The organism is Nannocystis pusilla, assembly GCF_026626665.1.
Lineage (GTDB): Bacteria > Myxococcota_A > Polyangia > Nannocystales > Nannocystaceae > Nannocystis > Nannocystis pusilla.
Window position 1 is genome coordinate 2953024 of sequence record NZ_JAPNKE010000002.1, and the last position, 24507, is coordinate 2977530.

A 24507-nucleotide genomic window follows, 5' to 3' on the forward strand; every position below is an offset into this window, starting at 1 on the left:
GGCGCCCGCCGGCGACAGGTCCTGGGGGTGATTTCGCATCACGAACTCCACCGCCGCGATCGCGGGCAGCCCGCGCCCGCCCGCAACCGGCCTCGGAACAGCCCCGGCGCTACGGCAGCAGCGGTTCCACCCGGGGTCGGCAGGCGTCTGCAAACCGCTGGATCGCCACCGGCAGCTCCTCGAGTGACAGCACGGAGTCGACCACGCCGGCGTCGATCGCGGCGGCCGGCATGCCCGGCATCACCGCCGTGTTCGGATCTTCGGCCAGCACCGTCGCCCCCAGGCGCTTGGCCAGCTCGGCCCCTTCGCGCCCGTCGCTGCCCATGCCGGTCAGGATCAGCGCGCAGAACCGCGGCCCGAACAGGTCGGACACCGTCTTGAACAGCAGGTCGCCCGACGGGACGATGGTCGCCCCGCTCCGCGGCGGCCGCACGCGCACCCGCGGACCGGTCGGCCCCGCGTCGATCTCGAGGTTCGCCGCGCCGGGGGCGATGTACACGATGCCCGCCTGCAATTCTTGCTGGTCGGTCGCCTCGCACACGTGGAACGAGCAGATCTTGTCGAGCCGCGCCGCGAACGCCCGGGTGAAGCGGGCCGGCATGTGCTGCGCCACGAGGATCGCGATCGGCAGCGTCACCGGCAGCGCACACAGCAGCTGCTGCAACGCGGGCGGACCGCCGGTCGAGGCCGCGATCCCCAGCACCCCGAGCGGCGGCCCGCGGCGCTTCTGCGGCTCGTAGCGGCCGCTGTCGAACGCCGGCACCTCGAGCGTCGTCCGCTCGCCGCGTTGCTCGGCCAGGTGCTGCGCGCGCTGCAGCAGGCGGACCACGCTGAGCCGCCGGACCACGCGCAGCTTGGCCAGCAGGTCCTCCTGGATCGTGCGCAGGTCGGGGCCGATGTGACGCCCCGGCTTGGCGATGAAGTCGAGCGCGCCGAGCTCGAGCGCGCGGAACACATGGTCGCGTTCGGCGTGGCCGCTGACGACGATCACCGGCAGCGGCTTCTTGGCCATCAGCACCCGCAAGAACGCGAAGCCGTCCATCTCCGGCATCTCGAGGTCGAGGGTGATGACGTCGGGCTGGAGGTCGAACACCATGCGCAGCGCCTCCTTCCCGTTGGAGGCGCGGCCGATGACCTCGACGCCCGGATCGAGCTCGAGCATCGCGGCGATCGTCTGCCGGTTGTAGGCCGAGTCGTCGACTACCAGGGCGCGGAGCTTGTGACCGTCCATCGCAGTTCCTCTAACCCGGCTTGCGATACACGAGGTCGTTGCTGAGGTTCACGAGATCGAAGCGCCCTGGCACGCTGATCAGGCTCTCCGAGTGTCCGAGCAACAGGTAGCCTCCCGGCACCAGCGCGTCGTAGAACCCTTCGACCACGCGCCGCCTCGCCTGGCTCGATAAATACATCAGGACGTTGCGGCAGAAAATCGTGTCGATGGCGCCGAGCTCGCAGTAACGGGCGGTATCGAGGAGGTTGAGGTGGACGAAGGTGCACATCCGCCGCAGAGGCTCGACGACCCGCCACTGCCCGGTCGGGAGCGGCTCGAACCAGCGCTCCCGCCGCTCCTCCGGGGTCGTGCGAAAACTGCTCGGCCCGTAGATCCCCGCCTCCGCCGTCCGGACCCCGCGAAGGCTGATGTCGCTGCCGATCACCCGCGACCCCGGGCGGGCGTTCTCGGCCAGCAGCGAGGCGATCGTGTACGCCTCTTCGCCCGTCGAGCACCCGGCGCTCCACACGACCGGCGCCCCGGCCCCCCGCCGCCCGAGCAGGACCGGGAGGATCTCGCGCTGGAACGCGTCGAGCTGGAACTGCTCGCGGAACAGGTAGGTCTCGTGGGTCGTGACCCGCTCGATGCACTCGAGCAGCTCGGCCGACCCGCCGAGGTCGTAGCTCAAGTAGTGGTAGTACTCGAGATAGGATCCGAGAGACAGGTGGTCGAGCCGCGGCGCCAACCTGCGCTCGAGCAGGAACCCGGCGTCGCCGCCCAGCAGCACGCCGCAGTGGTCGAGGATCAGCTCCGCCAACAGCCGCGACTCCTCCGGCGTGATGCGCACGCGCACCGGGGGCTCGATCCCGCCGGGGGCAGTCCGACCGTTCACGCCGTTGGCGCTCCCTCGCCGTCGCTCGCCGCTCGCTCGGCCGCCTGCGCCTCGATCCGCGCCACCGCGCCGGCCAGCACCTTGCGCACCAGCGGGTCCGGCTCGACCGCGTGGACGCGGCGCAGCGGCGGCAACGCCGTCGAGTCGCCGCGCTCGCCGAGCGCCTCCGCGGCCGCCCAGCGCACGTCCCAGCGCGGGTGCTCGAGCAGCCCGAGCACCGCCGCGGTCGCTCGATGGCCGCGGCAGCCCGCCAGCCCGCGCGCCGCCGCCTTCACGATCTCGTGGTCGGGCGCGCGGCACAGGCTCATCAGCATCACCAGATCTTGATCGGTGCCCGAGCGGCTCAGCCCCGCGATCGCCTGGATCACCACCGCCGGCGCGCTGTCGGCCAGCACCACCTCGCGCAGCCGCGCCAGCGCGATCGGGTTGTCGAGCCCCACCAGCGCCTGCACCGCCGCCGCCCGCACCGACGAGCTCGAGTCGCGCGACGCCGTCAGCAGCGCGGGCACCGACTCGGCCGCCCCGAGCTGACCGAGGCTGCGACAGGCCGCCGCGCGCACCCCCGCGTCCTCGTCCTGCAGCGCCAACGCCAGCGCCGCCGCGCCCTCGTGCTCGCCGCCGATCTGGCCCAGCGCGCGCGCGGCCAGCAGGCGCACGCCGACGTCACGATCCCCGAGCCGGGCGATCAGCGGCCCCACGAAGCCGACGTCGCCGCCGCGGCCGAGCAGGCCGAACGCGCGGCACAGGTTGCGCACCAGCGCCCCGCCGCCCGCGTCCGCCGGCAGGTGCGGCGCGACGCGAGCGTGACGCGAGCCGAGCGCGCGCCCGGCCACCGCCGCGAACGCGACCGCGGCCGCCTCGCCCGCCGGACCCTCGAGCGCGAGCGCGCGGGCCAGCGGCGCGATCACTTCGATCCCGCCGACCTTGCCGAGCGCGGTCGCGGCCATGCACGCGGCGTGACCGTCGGGCCCCGCGAGCGCCGTCGTCAACGCCTCGACCAGCCGCGGGTGCGCACCGGCCGGACCGAGCCCGCTCACCAGCAGGAACAGATCGCCGAGCGTCTCGGGGGCTGCCTGTTCGACCATGTCCACAAGGACAGGCACCGCCGCCGCGCCGAGCCCCGCCGCGAACTCGACCGCCCGCTCGCGCAGCTCCGGATCCGACATGGCCCGCAGGACATGCGACAGGCTGCGCACGTCGCCGAGCGCCCCGGCCAGGGCCAGCGCCGCCAGCTTCACCTCGAGCTGGCGGTGCTCCACGAGCTCGCGGATCCGCTGGCGCAGCGGCTCGCCGTCGCCCGCGGCCAGCGCCGCCGCCACCGCGACCGGATCGCCGCGCATCGACAGCGTCGCGTGCAGCCGCACCACCGCGACCGCCGCCGCCGCGCGCACGCCCGGCATCGCGTCGCCGAGGAAGCGCACCAGCTGGCTCGCCGCGGCCGGATCGCCGCTGTGCCCGAGCACCGCGACCGCGGCCCGGCGCGTCACCGGATCGGCGAGCAGCGGCCCGAGGCGGGCCGGCGGCATCACCGTCCCGAGGCGGGCCAGCGCGTCGAGGGCGAACATCCGCAGCATCTCCGAGCTGTCTGAAAGGACATTCGCGAGCGCGCGCTCGGCCTCCGCCCCGCCGAGCACCCCGAGGGCCGCGGCCGCCGACGCGCGCACGTTGTCGTCGCCCGGCGCGCCGAGGATCGCCGCCAGCAGCGGCACGTCGTCGGCCCCGCCGACGTCGCCGAGCAGGTCGACGATCATGCGCGCCCCTGCCCCGCCGACGCGGAGTCGCCGGCGGATCGCCGGCACCACCGACGGACCGATGCCCGTCAGCACCTCGTGGCACACGGATCGCCGCGCCACCGAGTCCGGCGTCACCAGACCGTCGAGCAGCTGCTCGACGAGGATGGCGAGCTGGTCGGGCGCGGGTGGTTGCTCGCGGACCGCGGCCAGCAGGTCGCGGGCCGCGTCCTTGCGCTCGCGCCAGCGTTCGCTCCCGAAAAACTCGAGACACCGCGCGAGATCGGAGCGAAGCGCGTTCATCGGGGCTCCCCGGGATCGAGGTTGAACATCCGCATCATGTCGTCGAAGGCCGCGCCGATCGGATCGACGCCCGGCGCCAGCGGGACCGGGTTGATCTGGCGGAACAGCTGGCGCGCCGACTCGAGGTCGCCGGCGAGCAGCTCGCGCGCCTCGGCCTGGGTCGTCGCCGCCAGCACGCGGTCGCCGGCGTAGAGGATCAGGTCGGCGACGATCAGCTCGGACAGCCGCAGCGTGCGGCCGCGCTGTTCGAACAGCCGCTGATCGCCCTCGTCCTGGATCGTCGACAGCACCGCCTCCGCCTCGACGAGCCCCGGCATCGCCGCCGGATCGCCGCCGAGCAGGTGCCACAGCTTGCCCGGCAGCTGATCGCCGAGGCGATGGATCTCGACGTAGTCGTCGGCGCCGTACAACTGGGTCGGCCGGCGCTTGTAGCTGGTCTTGCGGAACACCGACGCCACCAGCACGACCGCAGGGATCGGCGCCGGCAGCTCGAACTTCGCCAGCTGGATCAGCTCGTGACAAGCCTTGCCGCCCGGCAACGCGACGTCGAGCACCAGCGCCGCGAACATGTCGCCGCGCATCGCCTGCTCCGCCGCCGCCGTGTCGGTCACGGTCACCGCCGCGAACCCTTGCGCCGCCAACACGCGGCCGATCGCCTGCCCGAGCGCCAAGCGCTCGTGCGCGACCAGGATCTTGAGCCTCGCCTGCGCCTCGCTCACCCCGCGCTACCTCCCCCGTGCGCAGCAGCGCATCGAGGTTGATGACGAACACCATGTCTTCACCTGCTTGACGGTCTTCTGTGGGCGCCGGCTGACCCGACCCGCCCACCTGCGTCGGCGCCCGACGATCGGGCCCGATCAACGGCTGGCGACGCCCTTCCGAGCGGTCGCGGTGTCGATGGGCCCGCGACACCCCGCTGAAGATGTTGCCGTCGGCGCTGCGATCGAGCTCGGGCCGCAGCATCGACGGCGCCGGGCGCAGACCGCCGGCCGGCACCCGCAGCTCGCCGATCACCCGGTCGACCTTGAGCCCGGCGATCCGGCCGGCCACGCTGACGATGATCAGCTTGTTGAGGTGGTCGATGGCCGGATCGATCGGCACCCTGAAGCGGCGCCGCAGGTCGACCACCGGGATCACCACGCCGCGCAGCTGGATCACGCCCTCCACGATCTCCGGCGCATACGGCACCGGTCGGATCGGGTACGGGCGGGCCTGGATGACCTCCTTGATCCGCATGATCTCGATGCCGTAGAGGCCCGGGCCGACGTAGAAGCCGGCGACCTTGAGGTCCTCCTCGCCGGCAGCGCTGCGGCCGTCGCGAGCGTCGCGGACGTCGGTCACGCGCGGCCCTCCTCGTAGACCGTCGCCTTGACGAAGTCCTTGGCGTCGAGCAGCGCCGGCAAGTGGAGGATGATGACCAGCTCCTTGCCCGTGCGGCCGAGCGCGCGGATGTACTCGGCGCGGGCGCCGGTGAAGCCGCCGGGCTTGTCCTCCATCGCCTCGGGCGGGATCCGGATCACGTCCATCACCTCGTCGACCACCAGCCCGTAGGGCTCGTCGTTGAAGTGGACGATCAGCACGCGGGCCGCTCGTCCGCGCTCGACCAGGCGCAGGCGCAGCCGGCGGGCCAGATCGATCACCGGCATGATGCGGCCGCGGACGTTGCCGATGCCGAGCAGGAAGTCGGCCGTGCGCGGCACGTGGGTGGTCTGGAAGACCTTGCTGATCTCCTCGATCTCGTGGATCGCCAGGCCGTAGACCTCGCCGCTGACGCGGAACGTCACGTACTGCTGCAGGTCCTGGCGGACCTCGCGCTTGTAGCCGTGCTCGTAGTCCTCGTCGGTGACCACGCCCTCGCCGCTGCGCAGCAGCGCCTGCCACAGGTCTTCGCGCTCACCGGACATGGCCGCCTCCGATCTGGTACGCCGCGTCCACCTGGCGCACGCCCTCGTCGACGAGCCGGCCGACGTCGAGCAGCAGCACCGTGCGGTTGGCCCCGAGCTCCGTCGCGCCGGCGATGCCGGGCACGTTGCGGACCGCGCTGCCGAGCGGCTTGATGACCACGTCTTGCTGACCGAGCAGCTCGTCGACCACCAGGCCGACGCGGTGCTGCGCCAGGCCGACCACCACCACGTAGAGGCGGTTCGGGTCGCGGTAGTTCTTGTGCAGCGGCTTCAGCCCGAACAGGCGCGACAGCTGCAGCAGCGGCAGCGTGCGGCCGCCGAGCGTGATGACCTCGTGGCCCTCGACCGTCCCGATCTCGCGCGTCTCGACCATGATCGACTCGAGCACCGAGTTGAGCGGGATGCAGAACGTGTGGCCAGCCGACTGGATCACCAGCGCCTGGATGATGGCCAGCGTCACCGGCAGCGTGATCGAGAAGGTCGTGCCGCGGCCGAGGTCGGTGGTGACGTCGATCATCCCCGACAGGCGGGCGATGTTGGTCTTGACGATGTCCATGCCGACGCCGCGGCCCGACAGCTCGGTCGCCGAGTCGCGGGTGCTGAAGCCCGGCTGGAAGATCAGGTTGACCGCCTCGCCCGGGGTCAGCGACGCGGCCTCCTCGGCGTTGAGGAGGTTGCGGCGGACCGCGACGTCGCGGATACGGGTCCAGTCCATCCCGCGGCCGTCGTCCTCGACCTCGATGACCACGCGGTTGCCCTTCTGGAACGCGCGCAGCTCGATCTTCCCGCCCGGCAGCTTGCCGAGGGCCACGCGCTCGGCCGCCGGCTCGATCCCGTGGTCGATGCAGTTGCGGATCATGTGCATCAGCGGGTCGGACAGCTCCTCCACGATCAACTTGTCGAGCACCGTCTCGGCGCCCGAGATGACGAGGCGGATCTCCTTGTCGAGGTCGCGGCTCAGCTTGCGGACCACGCGGGCCAGCTTGTCGAACACCTGGCCGATCGGGACCATGCGGACGTCGAGGATGCCCTGCTGCAGCAGCGCCAGCTTGCGGTGCATGTCGCGGATCTGGACCCGCAGCTCGCGGGACACGTCGGCGCTGTGATCGATCTGCCGCAGCTCGTCGAGCACCCCGGTGAGGTTCGCCTGCACCAGGCCCAGCTCGCCGACCAGGTTCATCAGCAAGTCGAGGCGGCGCAGGTCGACCCGCACCGTCTGGCTGAGGCTGCGCAGGCTCGCCTCGCTCGACGCCGCGCTGGTCGGGTCGGGCTCCTCCGTCGTCGTCACCACCGTGCGCGTCTGCGTCGGCGACCCGGCGCGCGGCGGCGGCTCGGCGCGACGAGATGTCCCTTCGGACATGGTCGGAGGGGCAGGCTTCGGAGCTGCCGCCGGCGGCGCCGAGCGGCCGGGCGCCGGCTGCGGCGCGGCCGGGGCGTCGCCCGCGGGCGTCAGCCGGTGGACCGTGACGTCGGGGTTGGCCAGCGCCCCGTTGATCTCGCCGAGGCTGCCCTTCGAGCCGAGCAGGATGTCGAGCTCGATCGCGTCGTCGGACGAGCCGTCGGCGCTGGGGAGGTACGTGATGACCTCCCCGTAGCCCTTCATCTTGTCCTTCAGCTGCTCGAGCCCGACATCGATCTGCATGATGTCGAACTTGGCGTGGACGCGGTACAGGTTGCGCCCGGCCTTGATGTTCTCGCGCAGCCGGTGCTCCTCGTACTCGGTGAGCACGCTGAGGATGTTCTCGCCGACCCACTCGAGGCTGTCCTGAGGGCCAGTCGACTCCGCCTCGCGCTCGCCGAGCTGGCGCAGCCGCTGCAGCACCGGCTCGATGTCGACCTCGCCGCCCCCGCCCTCTTCGCCCTGCGGCGCGAGCAGCCGGCCGAACATCTCGATCGCCTCGAACAGCACGTCGAGCACCGGGCGCGACAGGTCGAGCTTGCCGAGGCGCAGGCTGTCGAGCGTGTTCTCGAGGCTGTGGGCCAGCCCGCCGATGGCCGCCGCGCCGAACAGGCCGGCGAGACCCTTGAGGCTGTGGATCGCCCGGAACGCCGCGTTGATCAGGTCCGGCTCCGGACCCGACCCGCGCGACTGCGCCTCGAGTTCGAGCAGCGTGCGCGAGAAGGTCTCGATGATCTCCTGCGCCTCGGCGATGAACTCGGCGGCGTTCTGGTCGATGCTCGTCAATCGCCGCCTCCGAGCGCCTTGGCGACCGCCGCGAGCAGGACCTCGGGCGTGAACGGCTTGGTCAGCACGACGTGCGCACCGGCCTGCTTCGCGCGCTCGACGTCGCCGAGACGGCCCTCGGTGGTCATCACCACCAGCGGCGTCTTGGCGTAACGCGGCTGCTCGCGCACGGCCCGGATCAGCTCGAGCCCGTTGAAGTCGGGCATGTTCACGTCGAACACGAACAGCGCGTAGTCGCCTCGCGGCAACAGGCGTATGGCCTCGAACCCGTGCCCGACCTCGTCGACGTCGTATTCACCCGACGACTCCAGGACCGAGCTGACGAAGTTCCGCATCGCCGGGGAGTCATCGACGACCAGAGCGCGGATCGGCATCTCGGCGAGTATACGCCCGGACGCCCGTCCCCCCGTAACATCGCGGACGGACAGCGATCGCGCAGTCACCGCGCGGACAACTGTACGGCCGCCGGGCGCGCGCCCCTCCTCACCCGTGCCGGGGCACCCGCCTCCGCGCTACGACTCTTCGCGGGAGTCGCCGCGCAGCTTGCCCGCCAGCGCTTGCGCGACCCCGTTGACGAACGGGGCGCTGCGCTCGCTGCCGTAGCGGGCCGCCAGTCGGACCGCCTCGGAGACGATCACCGTACGTGGCGTTTCGGACAGGCCGAGGCTCTCGGCGCCGACCAGCCGCAGCACGTTGCGGTCGACGCGATCCATCCGCGCCAGCCGCCACGAGCGCGACGTCGCCTCGATGGCCCCGTCGATCTCCGCCGCGCGCTCGCTGCTCACCGTCAGCAGCCGCCGCGCGAACTCGACGACCTTGGGATCGGCCAGCCAGCCGCGCAGCTCCTGGCCGCCGTCGCCGGCCTCGGCGGGGACGTGAGCCCAGAACAGCTCGAGCGCCCGCGCGCGCTCCTCGGGGCGATACGACTCGAGGTGACACAGCGCCAGCAACGCCACCTCGTCCGTGCGCCCGATGCGGGTGCCGCGGCTTCGCGTCAGCCACCGGAGGCCTCGGTCTGGGCGTCGGCCGCCCCGCGGGCCGCGATCTCGCGGTACAGCCGGACCTGCTCGACCGCCGCCATCGCCGCCTCGGCGCCCTTGTTGCCCGCCTTGGCGCCGGCGCGGTTGATCGCCTGCTCGAGCGTGTCGGTGGTCAGCACGCCGAACGTCACCGGCACCTCGAACGCGAGCGCCATCTGCGACACCCCGCGCGTGCACTCGGCCGCGATCAGGTCGAAGTGGATGGTGTCGCCGCGGATCAGGCAGCCCAGAGTGATCACCGCGTCGTAGCTCTTGGCCGACAGCACCTGGCCGACGACCATCGGGATCTCGAACGCCCCCGGGCAGCGCACCACGGTGATGTCCTCGGGGCGGGCGCCCGAGCGCACCAGCGCGTCGACGGCCCCCTCGAGCAAGCGCTCGGTGACGAAGTTGTTGAACCGGCTGACGACGATCGCCAGCCGCAGCCCCGCCGCGTCGAGCGTGCCCTCGATCGTCTGCACCTTCGCCAGTACCTCGGCCATGCCCGGCGGCTTACCCCGACTTCGTGGGGCGATCAAGCGCCGTCGCGCACGCCGCCGCGAACAGCGAAGGCCCCGCCTGCACCCGCGGGGACCGCGGATCGGACGGGGCCTTCATGCTCCGCGGCGCCACCCCCTTGCGGAGGTCGGCGCCGCGAGCTCACGTCCCGCGCAGCAGCGCGGGCCCGCGACTACGAGCGGTCGCGGAACTTGTTGGCGAACACGTCGCCGAGGGTCGCGCCGGCCTCGCTGGCGTTGGCGTAGCCCTGGGCGTCGGCGAGCTCGTCCTGACGCTTCGCGCTCTTGATCGACAGGCCGATCTTGCGCTCGCCCGGATCCATCTGGATGAGCTCCGCGCGCACCCGCTGATTCGGCTCGAGCACCGAGCGGGGGTCCTCGATGCGCTCCTCGCTGATCTCCGAGATGTGGATCAGGCCCTCGATGCCGGGCTCGAGCTCGGCGAAGGCGCCGAAGTCGGTCAGCTTGAGGATCTTGACCTCGATGATCTTGCCGATCGGGTAGTCGTACGGGATCCGGTCCCACGGATCCTGCGCGAGCTGCTTGAGGCCGAGGCTGATCTTCGGCTTCTCGCCCGAGTTGTCGATGTTCAGGACCATCGCGCGCACGCGGTCGCCCTTCTTGAACAGCTCGCTCGGGTGACGGACCCGCTGCGTCCAGCGAGGTCCGTGATGTGCACGAGGCCGTCGATGCCGGGCTCGAGCTCCACGAACACGCCGAAGTCGGCGATGTTGCGGACCACGCCCTCGACGATGGTGCCCGGCGGGTAGGTCTCGAGCACCTTGTCGTACGGGTTCTCCTCGAGCTGCTTCATGCCGAGGGAGATGCGGTTCTGCGACACGTCGATGTCGAGGACCACCGCGCGGACCTGATCGCCGATCTTGAGGATCTGCTTCGGGTTCTTGATCTGGCGCGTCCAGGACATCTCGGACACGTGGACCAGACCCTCGATGCCCTCCTCGAGCTCGATGAAGGCGCCGTAGTCCTTGATGCTGACGACCTTGCCCTCGACCACGGTGCCGGGGATGTAACGCTGCTCGGCGTTGACCCACGGGTCCGCGGTGATCTGCTTGAGGCCGAGGCTGACGCGCTCCGAGTCCGAGTTGAACTTCAGGACCTTGACGCGGACCTTGTCGCCGACCTGGAACAGCTCGCTCGGGTGGTTGACGCGGCCCCACGACATGTCCGTGATGTGGAGCAGGCCGTCGATGCCGCCGAGGTCGATGAAGGCGCCGTAGTCGGTGAGGTTCTTGACCACGCCCTCGACGATCTCGCCCTCTTGCAGCCGGTTGAGCGTGTCGCTCTTCAGGTTGGCGCGCTCCGCCTCGAGCAGCACCCGGCGCGACAGGACGATGTTGCCGCGCTTCTTGTTGAACTTGATGATCTTGAAGTCGAAGTCCTTGCCGATGAAGGTGTCGAGGTTGCGGACGGGCCGCAGATCGACCTGGCTCCCCGGCAAGAACGCCTTCACGCCGCCCTGCAGCAGCACCGCGAGGCCGCCCTTCACGCGCGCCTGGATGGTGCCGCGGACCAGACCCTCGGCCTCGCAAGCCGACTGGATCTCGTCCCACACCTTACGCTTGCGGGCCTTGTCCTTCGACAGGACCACGAGGCCGTTGTTGTCCTCCTGCGCCTCGAGCAGGACCTCGATCTTGTCGCCCACGCGGACGTTGATCGTGCCGTCCTCCTCGGCGAACTCGCGCAGCGGCACCTGGCCTTCGGCCTTGCAACCGACATCGACGACTGCGTACTCGCCGATCACGTCGACGATGGTCCCCAGGACGATCGTGCCTTCACGAATCTCTGGATTTTCCTGGGTGTTCTTCTCGAAGAGCGCCGCGAAGTCGTCGTCTCCCTCGGCGCGCAGGTTGTGTTGCTCTTGCATGTTGGGGTGAAAGTTCCTTCCAACCCGCGCTGGCTCTTGAGTGGGAGGGCCTCGTGACGTGACCTCGCGGACACGCACGACGCACGCCACCCTGGCCTACGCGAGCGGGGGGAAGCTAGGCGCTTTTGGGCGACCCGTCAACCGGCCCGCCGGCGGCCCGCCGGGCCCTGAGAGCCTGGACGACACCGCCGAGACGATGGCGGCCACCACCGCGTCGGCGTCGAGATCGCTGGAATCGACGAGAACGGCGTCCGCGGCCCGGGTCATGGGGGCCGTCGCCCGGGATCGGTCGCGTTCGTCCCGCCGGTTCAGGTCGCGCAGGACGTCTGCCAGCGCGGCGCCCTCGAGCTCGGCCTGGCGGCGAGCGGCGCGGACGGCGTCGCTGGCCGTGAGGAAGAACTTGTGGGCCGCATCGGGGAACACCACCGTCCCGAGGTCGCGACCTTCCGCCACGCAGCCGTCGCGGCTGAGCCGGCGCTGGATCTCCAGCAGGCTCGCGCGCACCGCCGGCAGCGCCGACACCTGCGACGAGCCCTCGGAGATCTCCGGCGTCCGGATCGCCTGCGTGACGTCTCGCCCGTCGTAGAGCACCCGCGGGCCGCCGGCTTCGCTGGCGGCCTCGAAGCGGATCGGCAGGCTCGCGGCCAGCGCCACCAGGCCCGGCTCGTCGCTCCAGGCGATCCCGCGCTCGCGGGCGGCCAGCGCCAGCGTGCGATAGATGGCGCCGGTGTCCAGCACCGGCAATCCGAAGTGCTGCGCCACGCGGCGCGCGACCGTGCTCTTTCCCGCGCCGGCAGGCCCGTCGATGACGATCAGGAGGCCCATTCGCACGGGGGGATAGACCAGGCGCGCCGCGCTGACAAGAGTGCTGCGCCTGTCGACGCCCGATCCGCGGGGCCTTGCTGCCGCGAGATTTCTGCGGCTAAGGTCGGGCCGATGTTCGCCGGACCCGCGCGCCTCGTCGCCCTCGTCCTCGCAGCAGTCGCCCTCCCGGCCGGCTGCGCCACCGTTCGTCCGTCCGAGCGCGAGGTCCTGAGCCGCCCCGAGATGAACCCCGCCGCCGAAGGCATGGAGGAGAAGTTCCAGTCGCACGTCGAATCGGCGCGCGAAGGCGGGTTCGGCGGCCACGGCGCCGCAGGTGGCGGATGCGGCTGCGGCTAGTCGTTCTCGCCTGCTTCGTCTCGCTCCTCGTCGCCCGCGACCTCGCGGCCGAGGATCGCGTCACCGTGCGCGGCAACTACTACCGCGAGACCTCGACCCGGGTGCTCGCGCCGGTCGTCTACGTCGAGAAGGACCTCCCCGACGAGCGCTTCACGATCGGCGCCGAGTACCTGCTCGACGCCGTCACCTCGGCCTCGATCGGCGCCGGCGCGGCGGCCGTCACCGGCGGCGACTTCCTCTTCACCGAGTTCCGCCACGAGGGCACCTTGCGGGCCTCGGCGCGGCTCAAGGAGTGGTCGTTCGGCGGCTTCTTCCGCTACTCGACCGAGAGCGACTGGGTCTCGCGCAGCTTCGGCCTGGGCGGCGCCCGCGACGTCTTTGGCCGCGCCGGCACCGTCAGCCTGCAGTACATGGCCAACCTCGACTCCGTGCTGCAGCTGTACGGCGGGCGCGCGATCCCCTGGACCGGCGGCCGGATGAACCTCGAAGAGATGTCCCCGGAGACAGGTGGCCGACCGTCCAACCTCTTGCAGGTCCACTACCTCGGCCTCGGGTACACCCACGCCCTCACTCGCCGGCTGCTCGGCGGCGTGCTGGCCGAGGGCATCGTCTCCAAGGGTCCGCAGGACAACCCGTACCGCAAGGTCCGCGACGGCCTCGACGAGTCGCACCCGCGTCTGCGCCGGCGCGTCGCCCTGAGCGGCTTCCTGCGCTACGCCGTGCCCAAGACCCCGCTCGTGCTCGAGGGCCGCTACCGCTTCTACGCCGACGACTGGGCCATCCTCGCCCACGCCCCCGAGGTCCGGGCCCACGTCCGCTTCTTGCGGCGCGTCATCCTGCGCCTGCGCTACCGCTTCTACACCCAGACCGGCGCCTACTTCTGGCGCGCCGACGGCAACTACGGCAGCGACACCATCTATCGCACCGCCGACCCGAAGATGACCAAGTTCCACTCGCACACGCCCGGCGTCGAGATGACCGTCGAGCTCGACGGCCTGGCCAAGGTGCGCGGCCTCCACTGGCTCAAGGGCGCGTGGGTGCAGGCCACTTACAACCACGTCTTCTACTCGGAAGGCTACCGCTTCGGGCCCTACGCCCGCCTCGGCAGCCTCGCCTTCTCGGTCCCGTTCTGACGCCCGTGCCCGCGCCGCGAGCCCTCGTATAAGAGGATGCCGCGAGCCGAGGTCCGGGCGCGGCCGGCTGCTACGACGACGACGGCTTCTCGAGCTGCTTGAACCCGAGATAGAAGTCGACGTGTTCCATGTCGGTGCGGGCCATCCGCTGCTGCAGCGCCTCGACGTTGCGCGGCGGCGGGATGATGACCTTGTCGCCCGGGCGCCAGTTCGCGGGCGTCGCCACCGAGTGCTTGGCCGAGGTCTGCAGGCTGTCGAGCAGGCGGATCACCTCGTCGATGTTGCGGCCGTTCGTCAGCGGGTAATAGACGAGCGCCTGCACCTTGCGGTCGGGGTTGACGAAGAACACCGCGCGGACCGTGGCGGTGCTGCTCGCCTCGGGGTGCAGCATGCCGAACTTCTGCGCCACCTTCATGTCGATGTCGGCGATCAGCGGGTACGGGATCTCGACCCCGAGCCGCTCCTTGATGTTCTGCAGCCACGCCATGTGGCTGTGGATCGAGTCGATCGACAGACCGATGAGCTTGGCGTCGCGCCCGGCGAACTCGTCGTTCTTCCGCGCGAACTCGGCGAGCTCGGTGGTGCACACCGGCGTGAAGTCGGCCGGGTGCGAGAACAGCACCACCCACTTGCCGCCTTGCCACTCCGAGAACTTGATGCGCCCTGCGTCGTCTCGGCCACGAAATCGGGGGCCACTTCGCCGATGCGAGGGATCGCGCCAGAAACCGCTTCAGACATGGAACTCTCCTTGCGCCGCCCGCCACGGGCCGCCTGCGGCGCGCGCGAACTATCGCCGACGCCGCCGCGAGCCAAAACCGACCGCGCCGCTGCACCACCGTTCGCGCGGCCGCCTGCGAGGACCGACCTCGTCCGCCACCGCCCGCGGCGCGCCGGCTCCGCCGCCCGCACGACATGTCTCTCGGGACATCCGCCGCGCGCACGGACCCGCGCCGCGCGGTCGCGACAGCGTCCGCGCGCGCCCGATCGAACGTTGACACCCCCGCCTCGCCGCGGAAGAACGTGGGTCGGCGCGGACACCTCGCCCGCGCCGCGAGACCCGAGCGTCTCGCCCAGAGCGACTCGCCCACGGAGGCCGGGATGCACGACGACGAGCTGGAGACGATGGACCCCCTCGAGGCACCCGGTGCCCCCCACCCGGCCGCGGCGACCCCAGCAAGCGGGCCGCCGACCCCTCCTCCGACCTGCAGCCCAGGAAGCAACGGCCACCCGGCCCGGCTCCGAATCTGCCCCCAGGGACATGTGGCGGGCCACCTCCTCCGAACCTGCCCCTTCGGACACCTCTCTTCCACACGCAGAGCATGCCCCTTCGGACCGCCCGATGACCTCGGGCGCCGAACATGCACCTTCGAACACCTCTTCGATCCTGGTCTCGGAGCCTGTCCCTTCGGACAACCCACAACCCCTCGCTCCGATCCTGTCCCTTCGCACAACCCGCGACCCTCTCGCTCCGAGCCTGTCCCTTCGCACAACCCGCGACCCTCTCGCTCCGAGCCTGTCCCTTCGGACACCTCTCCGCTCCCGACCTCGGAGCCTGCCCCTTCGCACAACCCGCGACATTCTCGCTCGGTTCCTGTTCCTTCGGACATCCCGCAACCACCTCGCTCCGAGCCTGTCCCTTCGCACACTTCTCCGCTCCCAACCTCGGCTCCTGCCCCTTCGGCCATCCCATTTTCCTCAGGCTCCGAGCCTGCCCCTGCGGGCGTCGCAGCATCACCTGACCCTTCGGACAGCCTCGACGAGACGCGCGAAGCCCTGCTCGCCGCCTATCGCGCCCTGCTCGACCGGATCCGCGACCTCGCGCCGGGCGAGCGCAGCGATCGCGTGGCGCAGCTGGCCGAGGCCGCCGCCGCGCTCGTCGAGGGAGAGTTCGCGCGGCGCCTCGTGTTCGACTCCCGTCGCGGGTGAACCCGCCTCACCGCGCGAGCATCCGAGGACGAGACGCGCGCTCCCGCCTCACGTGCGCGGGATGTCGGGCTCGACGAAGCACCACTTCACCTCGGGGCAGCGACCGCGCAGGCGCGTCTCGAACTCGTTGATCGTCCCGGCCACCTGCTCGACCGTCATCCCTTCGGCGAAGCCGAGCTTGACGGCGACCAGCACCTCGCCGGGCCCCTGCTGCACCGTGATGAGCCGCAGCACCCGCGTGATCTTCGGGTCCTCGACCGCCAGCGCCGCGGCGGCCGCCGCGATCTCGGGGTCGGCGGCCTCGCCGACCAGCAGCGACTTCACCTCGACGGCGAGGAACACCGCCACGCCGATCAGCACCACGCCGATCGCCAGCGTGCCGATCGCGTCCCAGCGCGCATCGCCGGTCACGCTCGCCATCAGCAGGGCCAGCAGCGCGAAGATGAGTCCGAGGCAGGCCGCCGCGTTCTCGCCGAACACCACCACCAGGTCCGAGTCCTTGCTGTCGCGCAGGTACTGGAAGAACGGCTTGCCGCGGCGGCGCTTGTTCATCTCGCCGATGTTCTTCAGCGTCGCCCAGCCCTCGATCGCCAGCGACAGCGCCAGCACCGCCAGGGCGACCTCCACGCTCTCCACCTCGCCGGCCTCTTCGAGCTTGTGGATGCCCTCGTACAGCGAGAACACCCCGCCGCCCGAGAACAGCAGCAGCGCCACCATGAACGACCAGAAGTAGAGCGACCGACCGTGCCCGAGCGGGTGCCTCTCGGTCGGCGGCCGTCGACTCGTGCGCACGCCCAGCAGCAGCAGCAGCTGGTTCCCGCAGTCGGCGAACGAGTGCAGCGTCTCGGCGAGCATGGCGCCCGAACCCGTGATGACCGCCGCCACGCCCTTCGCCACCGCGATGAGCAAGTTGGCGACGAGCGACTGGATGATGTGCGCGGTCGAGTGGTCCCCTGCCATCGGCCGCAGGTTTTACCACGCGTCCGCGCGCGCTTTTGACATGTCCCTTCGGACAGCTCGACGCGCGAGCACATCCGCGCTGCGCACTCGCGCGCAGGTGCGCCGATCCGCGCCGTTCGGTTCCGAGCGTAATGCAGAACACACAAATTTCTTTGATTCTGATTGGATGTTCAGTAACTTTGTCGCATGACGGTCGTGGCGCTGAGGGGGTTGAAGAGGAGGAGAGGACGGGTGACGAGCTGGCCGAAGGGACAGCTTCCGAAGCGACCGAGAGCGTCGCCTCTCCCGCCTCCTTCGTCACCCTGGCCGCGCCCGGCAAGCTGATCGAGGTCTCGGGCGGGGCCGCCGGCGCTCGCCTCACCACCGCCGTCGCGCTCGTCCGTCAGGCCCAGCTCGAGGGCGAAACCACCGTGTGGATTCAGCCGGCAGGTGGCCCGCTGTTCCCGCCCGACCTGGCCGACTCCGGCGTCGACCTCGACGCCCTGATCGTCATCCACATCCCCGAAGATCGCGGTCCCGCCGGCATCGCCCGCGCCGCCGAGCTGCTGCTGCGCTCGGGCGGCTACGGCCTGTGCGTCCTCGACCTCAGCGCCCCGCCGCCGCCGCGCGCGGACGCGAGCGACAAGCTCCCCCCGGAGATCGATCTGTCCCCGAGGGCATGCCCGTTCGGACCTGTCCTCGCGGCCTGCACGGCAGCGCCTGGCAGGCTCGCCTGGCCGGTCTCGCGCGCGTGCACGGCTGCCGCGTCGTCCTCCTGACCCGCCGCTCGGCCCAGCGCGACTCCCTGGGCCCGATGGTCGGCCTGCGTCTCCAGCCCCGTCGCGAGCGCCGCGGCGCCGGCCTGTTCGCCGTCCGCCCCGACATCCTCAAGCACAAGGGCGCCGCCCCGCGCCAGACCGCCAGCGAGCTCCGCCGCGGCCCCTGGGGCCTGGCCTGACAGTCGAGCGCGCGACGAGCCTCCTCGTCGCGCGCCTTCGCTCGCCTCGCATCACCGCCGTCGCTCGCGCTTCGCAGCATCGCTTCGCGCCTCGCTCGCTCCCTTCGCCTCGCATTACCGCCGTCGCCCGCGCTCCGCGACGTCGCTTCGCTCGTTCCCTTCGCCTCGCATCACCGCCTTCGCCCGCGCTCCCTTCGCCTCGCATCACCGCCGTCGCTCCCGCTTCGCAGCGTCGCTTTCGCGCCTCGCTCTCTGCGCCTCGCATCACCGCCTCCGCTCGCGCTTCGCAACGCCGCTTCGCGCCTCGCTCGCTCCCTTCGCCTCGCATCACCGCCTCCGCTCGCGCTTCGCAACGCCGCTTCGCGCCTCGCTCGCTCCTTCGCCTCGCATCACCGCCTCCGCTCGCGCTTCGCAACGCCGCTTCGCGCCTCGCTCGCTCCTTCGCCTCGCATCACCGCCTCCGCTCGCGCTCGCCGGCGCCGCCTCGCATCCCTCCGCATCACTGCGTTCGCTTCGCCGGCCTCGCCGTCCCTCTCATGGCTCGTCCGTCTCAGCCCGCGCTCTTCCTCGGCGCTCCGCCTGCGAGCGCCGGGATCGCGCGCGCTCCGGCGCATGTCCCCGAGGACAGCTCGTCTCCGCCCGCGCCCTCGCGCCTCGCCTGCGCCCACCTGCCCGCCTTCCCGCTGCAGGTCCTGCTGCGCCGGCGGCCCGAGCTGCGCGGCGCCCCCGTCGCCGTGCTCCGCCGCGAGGGTCCGCAGGCCGAGGTCCTGTGGGCCAGCCAGGCCGCGCGACGCCGCGGCGTCGCCCGCGGCATGCGCTGCGCCGCCGCGCGCGGCCTCGTGCCCGACCTCCACGCCGAACCTGTCCCCGAGGACATCCTCGACGAGTCCGCCGACGAGCTGCTGCGGACCCTGCTGCGCCGCTCTCCGCGGGTCGAGCCGTGCCTCGATCCGCGCGGCGCCTTCTGGCTCGATCCGACCGGCCTCGAGCGGCTGCAGGGCGATCTCCCGACCTGGGCCGGCGGCCTCCGCCGCGACCTCGAGGCGCTCGGTTACACCGCCGGCGTCGCCGTCGGCTTCACCCGCTTCCACACCCTCGCGCTGGCCCGCCTCGGCTCGCTGACCGCCCCGCTCGTGCTCGCCAGCCCGGCCGAGGAGACCGCCCGCGTCGGCGCGGTCCCGCTCGCCGCGCTCGACCTCTCACCTGTCCTTCAGGACACCCTCGAGAAGCTCGGGATCTCCACCCTCGGCGGCTTCCTCGCCCTGCCCGCGGCCGACGTGCGGACCCGCCTCGGCAGCGCCGCCGCCGCCCTCCACGCCCGCGCCTCCGGCCGCGAGCACGCCCCGCTGCGCCCGGCCCAGCCCGACGATCCGCCCGAGGTCGCGCTCGAGATCGACCCCCCGACGACGACCGCGAGCGCCTGCTGTTCGCGCTCAAGGAGCCGATCGCCTGTCTCTTGCGTCAGGTCTGCAGCGGCGGCGACGCCCTCGTCGAGCTCCGCCTCACCCTCGAGCTCGACCACGAGGACCCGGTCGTCACCGTCGTCGAGCCGGCCGCCCCGCTGCAGGCCGAGCCCGACGATCTGCTGCAGCTGCTCGACCTCCTGCGCCTGCGCCTCGACGGCCTCACCCTCGCCGCCCCGGTCCAGCGGGTCGTCCTCGTCGGCCTCGGCGCCCGCGCCCGCGCCGAGCAGTTGGCCCTCCTGCGCGGCCGCGGTCGCGATCTCGCCGCCGCCGCCCGGGCCCTCGCCCGCGTCCGCGCCGCCTTCGGCGAGCAGGCCGTCACCCGCGCCACCCTCCGCTCCGCCCACCTCCCCGAGGCCAGCTTCGCCTGGGAGCCCGTGTCCGAAGTGACATGTCCGATCGTGCATGACCTTCCGGCCAACCACCACGAGGCCCTGGCCGCCCCGCCGCTGTGCCGGCGCCTGCTCCCGCGCCCCGTGCCGCTGCCGCGCCGCGACGAGGCCGACGAGCACTGGCTGGCCGCCAGCGGCCTGGTCCGCGGCCCCGTCGTGCGCATGGCCGGGCCGTACCGGATCAGCGGCGGCTGGTGGGCCCGCGAGGTCGAGCGCGACTACTACTTCGCCGAGACCGCCCACGGCGACATCGCCTGGCTGTTCTACGACCGCCCGCGCGACCGCTGGTACATCCACGGGATCCTCGACTGAGAGGCGGAGCGATGACCGTCCGCGCCGCCGCTCTGTGGGTCAAGAGCAACTTCTCCTTCCTCGAGGGCGCCTCGCACCCCGACGAGCTGGTGAACGCCGCCCACGCCCACGGCCTCCAGGCCCTCGCGCTGACCGACCGCGACGGCGTCTACGGCCTCGTGCGCGCCCACGTCGCCGCGCAGAAGCTCGGCCTCCCCGTGATCACCGGCGCCCAGGTCACCATCGGCGATCCCGACGACCTCCTCGGCGTCGCCCCCGAGGCCCCGCCCGACGATCCAGAAGAGCATGTCCTATCCGACATGCCCCATGAAGCATATCCGAAAGGACATGCTCCATCGAGCATGTCCAAGCAACCAGCCGCAAAGCGCCCCGCCACCAGCCCGCCGAAGCAGGACCGCCGCGGCCGGCCGGCTCAGCAGCCCCGCCCCGTCGCCCCGCCGCCCGGGCGCCCGCTCCTGCTGCTCGCGCCGACCCGGGCCGCCTACGCCGACCTGTGCCGCCTGCTGTCGCGCGGGCGCATGTCCTGTCCCAAGGGACACAGCCGGGTCCGCCTCGCCGACCTGCCCGAGCACGGCCGCGAGCTCGTGGCCCTCGCGCTCGACCCCGACATGCTGCCGGCCCTGCGCGAGTCGTTCGCCGGCCGCCTCTACGCCCTCGTCGCCCGCCACCGCGAGGCCGCCGAGGCCCCGCTCGAGGCCCGCCTGCGCGCCGCCGCCGAGCTGCTCGACGTCCCGGTCGTCGCCGGCACCGAGGTGCTCTACCACGACGCCGCCCGCCGCCCGCTGCAGGACGTCCTGACCTGCATCCGCCGCAACATCAGCCTCGCCCAGGCCGGCGCGCAGCTGCGGGCCAACGCCGAGCACGACCTCAAGTCGCCGGCCCAGCTGGCCGCGCTGTTCCGCGACGACCCGGCCGCGCTCGCGCGCACGCTCGAGGTCGCCGAGCGCTGCACCTTCTCGCTCGCCGAGCTGCGCTACCGCTACCCCGGCGGCGAGCTGCCCGACGGCACCTCCGGCTCGGCCTGGCTGCGCGAGCTGACCTTCCGCGGCGCCCGCGAGCGCTACCGCGGCGATGTCCCGCCGGCCGTGGCCGCCCAGCTCGACCGCGAGCTCGCCCTCATCGACGAGCTCGACTACGGCGGCTACTTCCTGACCATGTGGGAGCTGGTGCAGTTCTGCCGCTCGCAGCAGATCTTGTGCCAGGGCCGCGGCAGCGCCGCCAATTCGGCCGTCTGCTTCTGCCTCGGCATCACCGCGATCGACCCCGTGCGCATGGACCTGCTGTTCGAGCGCTTCATCAGCCGCGAGCGCGCCGAGCCGCCCGACATCGACCTCGACATCGAGCACGAGCGGCGCGAGGAGGTCATCCAGCACGTCTATCAGCGCTACGGCCGGCGCAACGCCGCCATGGTCGCGACCTTCATCCGCTACCGCCCGCGCTCGGCGATCCGCGACGTCGGCAAGGCCCTCGGCGCCGCGCCCGACCTGCTCGACCGCGCCGCCAAGCTGCAGAGCGCCTGGAGCTCCGAGTTCGACGTCGCCATGCTCAATTCCGCCGGCGTCGACCCCGACATCCCGCTCCACGGCCACCTGCTCCGCCTCTCGCGCGAGATCCTCGACTTCCCCCGCCACGCCGCCACCCACCCCGGCGGCTTCCTCTTGGGACATGACCCGGTGGACACGTTGTGCCCGATCGAGCCGGCGGCGATGGTCGGCCGCACGATCGTGCAGTGGGACAAGAACGACGTCGAGGACCTCGGCCTGTTCAAGGTCGACCTGCTCGGCCTCGGCGCGCTGGCGCAGGTCCGCCGCGCCCTCGAGCTCATCCGCGTGCACCACGGCCGCGAGCTGTCGATGGCCACCATCCCCGCCGAGGACCCCGCGACCTACGACATGCTGTGCGCGGCCGACACCGTCGGCGTGTTCCAGATCGAGAGCCGCGCGCAGATGGCGATGCTGCCGCGCCTGCGGCCGAAGACCTTCTACGACCTCGTCATCGAGGTCGCCATCGTCCGCCCCGGCCCGATCCAGGGCGACATGGTCCACCCCTACCTGCGCCGCCGCAACAATGAGGAGCCGACCGTCTACCCGCACCCCAGCCTCGAGCGCGTGCTCGCCAAGACCCTCGGCGTGCCGCTGTTCCAGGAGCAGGTCATGCGCCTCGCCATGCTCGCCGCCGACTACACCCCCGGCGAGGCCGACCAGCTACGCCGCGACATGGCCGCCTGGCGCAGCCCCGGGCGCATCGAGCCGCACCACGACCGGATCGTCGAGCGCATGGCCAACAAGGGCATCGACCGCGCCTTCGCCGAGCGGGTGTTCGCCCAGATCCGCGGCTTCGGCGAGTACGGCTTCCCCGAGAGCCACGCCGCCTCGTTCGCCCTGATCGCCTACGCCACCGCGTGGCTGCGCCGCCACTACCCCGCCGCCTTCACCTGCGCGCTGCTCAACGCCCAGCCGATGGGCTTCTACCACCCCTCCACGCTGGTCGCCGACGCCCAGCGCCACGGCATCGAGGTGCGCCCGATCGACGTCCGCCAGAGCGCCTGGGACTGCACCTTGGAACATGACCCTGAGGACAGCTCGAAGGTCGCCCTCCGCATGGGCCTGCGCTACGTCAAGGGCCTCGGCGTGCTCGATCGCGCCGCGCTCGCGGGCGCACCGCCCCCTTACACCAGCCTCGACGAGTTCGCCCGCCGCACCCGCCTCTCGGCCCCCGCCCTGCACGCCCTCGCCGAGGCCGGCGCGCTGATCGGCTTCGGCCTCGACCGTCGGGCCGCGATCTGGCGCGTCCGCGGCCTCGCAGCCGCCCGCGGCGACGCCCTCGCGCTGCCCGAGGCGGCCCCTCCGCCCGCCCAGCAGACGCTGTTCACCCCGCTGACCGCCGGCGAGGCGGTCCTCTGGGACTACCGCCGCACCCACCACAGCACCCGCGGCCACCCGCTGTCGGAGTGGCGCCCGGCCCTGCGCCGCCTCGGCATCGAGGGCGCCGCCGCCGTCGCCCGCCTGCCCGGCGGCACCCCGATCGACTACGTCGGCGCGGTCACCTGCCGCCAGCGCCCGCCCACCGCCGGGGGCGTCACCTTCTACACCCTCGAAGACGAGACCGGCATGCTCAGCGTGATCGTCTGGGCCAGCGTCTACGAGCGCTACGGCCTGATCGGCCGCACCGCCCAGATCCTCGGCGTCAGCGGCCGCCTGCAGCGCGAGCAAGGCGTGCTGCACCTGATCGCCGACACCCTGTGGGACCCCCGCAGCGCGCTCGGATGAGGTGTACTTTCAGACATGTCCTCATGGACATTCCCTGAAGTACATGCCTATCCGAGCATGCCCTGAAGGACATCCATACCCCGTCCGCTCGCGAACGCGGCCGCCGGGGCGAACCCCGACGGCCGCACCTCACCCTCGGCTCAGCTCAGAGCTGGACCGGCGGGTTGGCCTTGAACGTGTACTTGTACGAGGCGACGCCCTCGCGGCGGTCGACCGGGTCGAGCACCAGGCCGTCGACGGCGCGGACGATGCACTGCTGCAGCGACTCGGGGGCCTGCGTGCCGGCGGGGTCGACGGCGACGTCGTACAGCCGGCCGGTCTTCTTCTCGACCTTGAAGCGGACCAGGACCTCGCCGCTGACGTTCTGGTCGTCGACGAGGGCCTGGTCGTAGCAGGCCTTGACCTGGCTGTTCTTGGTCTCGAGCAGCGAGCGCGTGTCGGCGCGGTAGGTCTCGGCGTCGCGCTTGACGCCGGAGCAGGCGGTCGCCATCGCGGCGACGAACAGGGAGCAGAGGATCGTGGAAGTGCGCATGGTCGTGGCTCCCTTCTACTTGGCGGCCTTGGCCGGGTCGGCGGCGGGCTCGGGCGCGGGCGCAGCGGCGCCACCTCGGCCGGCGTCTCGGGCGACGGGTTGGCGACGGTCGACGTCGACTCCTCGACGACCTTCTTCTGGCCGGTCTTCGGATCGATCTCGACCTTCTTCTTCGTCACGTCCTGCTCGACGATGTTGAACTCGACGCGGCGGTTCTTCTCCTTGCCCTCCTCCGTCGACTCGTCGGCGATGAGGCGCGTCTCGCCGTAGCCCTTGGCCGTGAACATCTCCTTGGGCAGCTCGCCCTTCTTCACGAGATATTCCATCACCGCCTTGGCGCGCGCGTCCGACAGCTTGAGGTTGTGCTTGTCGGTGCCCTCGCTCGAGGTGTGGCCCTCGATGGCGATCTTCTTGATGTGCGGGTTCTCCTTGATGACCGAGATGATCTCGGCCATCAGGCCGTCCGACTCGGGGCGGATCGTCGCCTTGTCGAGGTCGAACTGGATCTTCTCGCCGATCGAGATCTTGTTGTCCTCGACCACCACGCGCTTGGGCGGCTCCGGCTCGGGCTCGGGCGGTGGTGGCGGCGGCGGCGGCGCCGGCAACGGCGGCGGGTCCCCGACTACGGCCAGCGCCGTCGCGTCGTCGAACACGGTCGGCGCGCAGGCGGCGAGCTGCGACGCGAACAACGCGAGCAGCATCGGCAGGGTGAGGGAAGTTGTCCGAGACATTGGCATCTGAGTCTCCTCCGTGGGGGCCGCAGTGGCCCCCGGCGG

General features: G+C 71.8%; 22 protein-coding genes and 3 pseudogenes. 9 read left to right on the forward strand and 16 right to left on the reverse strand.

From position 1 onward, the window contains the following. Positions 1-109: 109 nt before the first annotated feature. From cheB to cmk, 12 genes and pseudogenes are all read right to left on the reverse strand, one after another. Positions 110-1231 carry a chemotaxis-specific protein-glutamate methyltransferase CheB gene (gene cheB, locus OV079_RS12820; RefSeq protein WP_267768612.1) on the reverse strand — a complete coding sequence of 374 codons (1122 nt, stop codon included), beginning with the start codon at positions 1229-1231 and terminating at the stop codon, positions 110-112. Between the two features lie 10 nt (positions 1232-1241). Next, the gene (locus OV079_RS12825) at positions 1242-2102 is read right to left on the reverse strand and encodes a CheR family methyltransferase (protein ID WP_267768614.1); all 861 of its coding nucleotides are present in this window, start codon (positions 2100-2102) and stop codon (positions 1242-1244) included. Further along, positions 2099-4135, reverse strand: a complete 2037-nt coding sequence (locus OV079_RS12830; protein ID WP_267768615.1) for a HEAT repeat domain-containing protein — start codon at positions 4133-4135, stop codon at positions 2099-2101. The genes OV079_RS12825 and OV079_RS12830 overlap by 4 nt, the downstream gene beginning before the upstream one ends. Beyond that, complete coding sequence (locus OV079_RS12835; protein WP_267768617.1) at positions 4132-4752, reverse strand: hypothetical protein; 621 nt, start codon at positions 4750-4752, stop codon at positions 4132-4134. The genes OV079_RS12830 and OV079_RS12835 overlap by 4 nt, the downstream gene beginning before the upstream one ends. Positions 4753-5158: 406 nt before the next feature. Then, positions 5159-5371: pseudogene (locus OV079_RS57760) on the reverse strand (chemotaxis protein CheW); the annotation flags it as partial. 101 nt (positions 5372-5472) lie between these two features. Next, a complete protein-coding gene (locus tag OV079_RS12845; RefSeq protein WP_267768619.1) occupies positions 5473-6039 on the reverse strand; it encodes a chemotaxis protein CheW in 567 nt (188 codons plus the stop codon). Next, positions 6029-8224 (reverse strand): chemotaxis protein CheA, encoded by a 2196-nt coding sequence (locus tag OV079_RS12850; RefSeq protein ID WP_267768620.1) that lies wholly within the window; start codon positions 8222-8224, stop codon positions 6029-6031. The genes OV079_RS12845 and OV079_RS12850 overlap by 11 nt, the downstream gene beginning before the upstream one ends. Continuing rightward, the gene (locus tag OV079_RS12855; RefSeq protein WP_267768621.1) at positions 8221-8598 is read right to left on the reverse strand and encodes a response regulator; all 378 of its coding nucleotides are present in this window, start codon (positions 8596-8598) and stop codon (positions 8221-8223) included. The genes OV079_RS12850 and OV079_RS12855 overlap by 4 nt, the downstream gene beginning before the upstream one ends. Before the next feature lie 138 nt (positions 8599-8736). Beyond that, positions 8737-9174, reverse strand: a complete 438-nt coding sequence (locus OV079_RS12860; RefSeq protein ID WP_267768623.1) for a transcription antitermination protein NusB — start codon at positions 9172-9174, stop codon at positions 8737-8739. Positions 9175-9218: 44 nt separating this feature from the next. Then, entirely contained in the window at positions 9219-9746 is a 528-nt protein-coding gene (ribH, locus tag OV079_RS12865) for a 6,7-dimethyl-8-ribityllumazine synthase (RefSeq protein ID WP_276599918.1), read from the reverse strand. Between the two features lie 188 nt (positions 9747-9934). Continuing rightward, positions 9935-11646, reverse strand: a pseudogene (locus tag OV079_RS12870) (30S ribosomal protein S1). A 96-nt stretch (positions 11647-11742) separates the two neighbouring features. Beyond that, positions 11743-12471: a (d)CMP kinase gene (gene cmk / locus OV079_RS12875; RefSeq protein WP_276603370.1), complete on the reverse strand. Its 729-nt coding sequence runs from the start codon at positions 12469-12471 to the stop codon at positions 11743-11745. 243 nt (positions 12472-12714) lie between these two features. Between cmk and OV079_RS57765 the strand changes: the two genes are divergently transcribed. Together OV079_RS57765 and OV079_RS12880 are read left to right on the forward strand one after the other, a co-directional pair. Then, entirely contained in the window at positions 12715-12807 is a 93-nt protein-coding gene (locus OV079_RS57765) for a DUF4266 domain-containing protein (RefSeq protein WP_346660429.1), read from the forward strand. Continuing rightward, positions 12792-13940 (forward strand): DUF3570 domain-containing protein, encoded by a 1149-nt coding sequence (locus OV079_RS12880; protein WP_267768626.1) that lies wholly within the window; start codon positions 12792-12794, stop codon positions 13938-13940. Before OV079_RS57765 ends, OV079_RS12880 begins: the two co-directional genes overlap by 16 nt. A gap of 70 nt (positions 13941-14010) precedes the next feature. Here OV079_RS12880 and OV079_RS12885 read toward each other — a convergent pair whose 3' ends face one another. Next, positions 14011-14598: a peroxiredoxin gene (locus tag OV079_RS12885; protein WP_420829516.1), complete on the reverse strand. Its 588-nt coding sequence runs from the start codon at positions 14596-14598 to the stop codon at positions 14011-14013. Positions 14599-15914: 1316 nt separating this feature from the next. Next, the gene (locus tag OV079_RS12890) at positions 15915-16826 is read right to left on the reverse strand and encodes a cation diffusion facilitator family transporter (protein ID WP_267768629.1); all 912 of its coding nucleotides are present in this window, start codon (positions 16824-16826) and stop codon (positions 15915-15917) included. Between the two features lie 179 nt (positions 16827-17005). Between OV079_RS12890 and OV079_RS12895 the strand changes: the two genes are divergently transcribed. The 5 genes from OV079_RS12895 (at position 17006) to OV079_RS12915 (ending at position 23199) form a co-directional block, all read left to right on the forward strand. Continuing rightward, positions 17006-17584 carry a hypothetical protein gene (locus OV079_RS12895; protein ID WP_267768630.1) on the forward strand — a complete coding sequence of 193 codons (579 nt, stop codon included), beginning with the start codon at positions 17006-17008 and terminating at the stop codon, positions 17582-17584. A 35-nt stretch (positions 17585-17619) separates the two neighbouring features. After that, the gene (locus OV079_RS12900; protein ID WP_267768631.1) at positions 17620-17763 is read left to right on the forward strand and encodes a hypothetical protein; all 144 of its coding nucleotides are present in this window, start codon (positions 17620-17622) and stop codon (positions 17761-17763) included. 536 nt (positions 17764-18299) lie between these two features. Beyond that, on the forward strand, positions 18300-19616 hold the full coding sequence (locus tag OV079_RS12905) for a Y-family DNA polymerase (RefSeq protein ID WP_267768632.1): 1317 nt from the start codon (positions 18300-18302) through the stop codon (positions 19614-19616). 11 nt (positions 19617-19627) lie between these two features. Further along, complete coding sequence (locus OV079_RS12910) at positions 19628-19930, forward strand: hypothetical protein (RefSeq protein ID WP_267768634.1); 303 nt, start codon at positions 19628-19630, stop codon at positions 19928-19930. An 11-nt stretch (positions 19931-19941) separates the two neighbouring features. After that, complete coding sequence (locus tag OV079_RS12915; protein ID WP_267768636.1) at positions 19942-23199, forward strand: error-prone DNA polymerase; 3258 nt, start codon at positions 19942-19944, stop codon at positions 23197-23199. 145 nt (positions 23200-23344) lie between these two features. Here the strand turns inward: OV079_RS12915 and OV079_RS12920 are convergent, their stop codons facing one another. After that, complete coding sequence (locus tag OV079_RS12920) at positions 23345-23731, reverse strand: AgmX/PglI C-terminal domain-containing protein (RefSeq protein ID WP_267768638.1); 387 nt, start codon at positions 23729-23731, stop codon at positions 23345-23347. Positions 23732-23830: 99 nt separating this feature from the next. On the opposite strand from OV079_RS12920, the gene OV079_RS12925 reads away from it, so the two are divergent. Then, entirely contained in the window at positions 23831-24001 is a 171-nt protein-coding gene (locus OV079_RS12925) for a hypothetical protein (protein ID WP_267768640.1), read from the forward strand. Here OV079_RS12925 and OV079_RS57770 read toward each other — a convergent pair. Further along, positions 24001-24186: pseudogene (locus OV079_RS57770) on the reverse strand (OmpA family protein); the annotation flags it as partial. The gene OV079_RS12925 and the pseudogene OV079_RS57770 sit on opposite strands and share 1 nt — an antisense overlap. Between OV079_RS57770 and OV079_RS12930 the strand changes: the two are divergent. Further along, positions 24104-24472, forward strand: a complete 369-nt coding sequence (locus tag OV079_RS12930) for a hypothetical protein (RefSeq protein WP_267768643.1) — start codon at positions 24104-24106, stop codon at positions 24470-24472. The pseudogene OV079_RS57770 and the gene OV079_RS12930 sit on opposite strands and share 83 nt — an antisense overlap. The last annotated feature ends 35 nt before the right edge of the window (positions 24473-24507 follow it).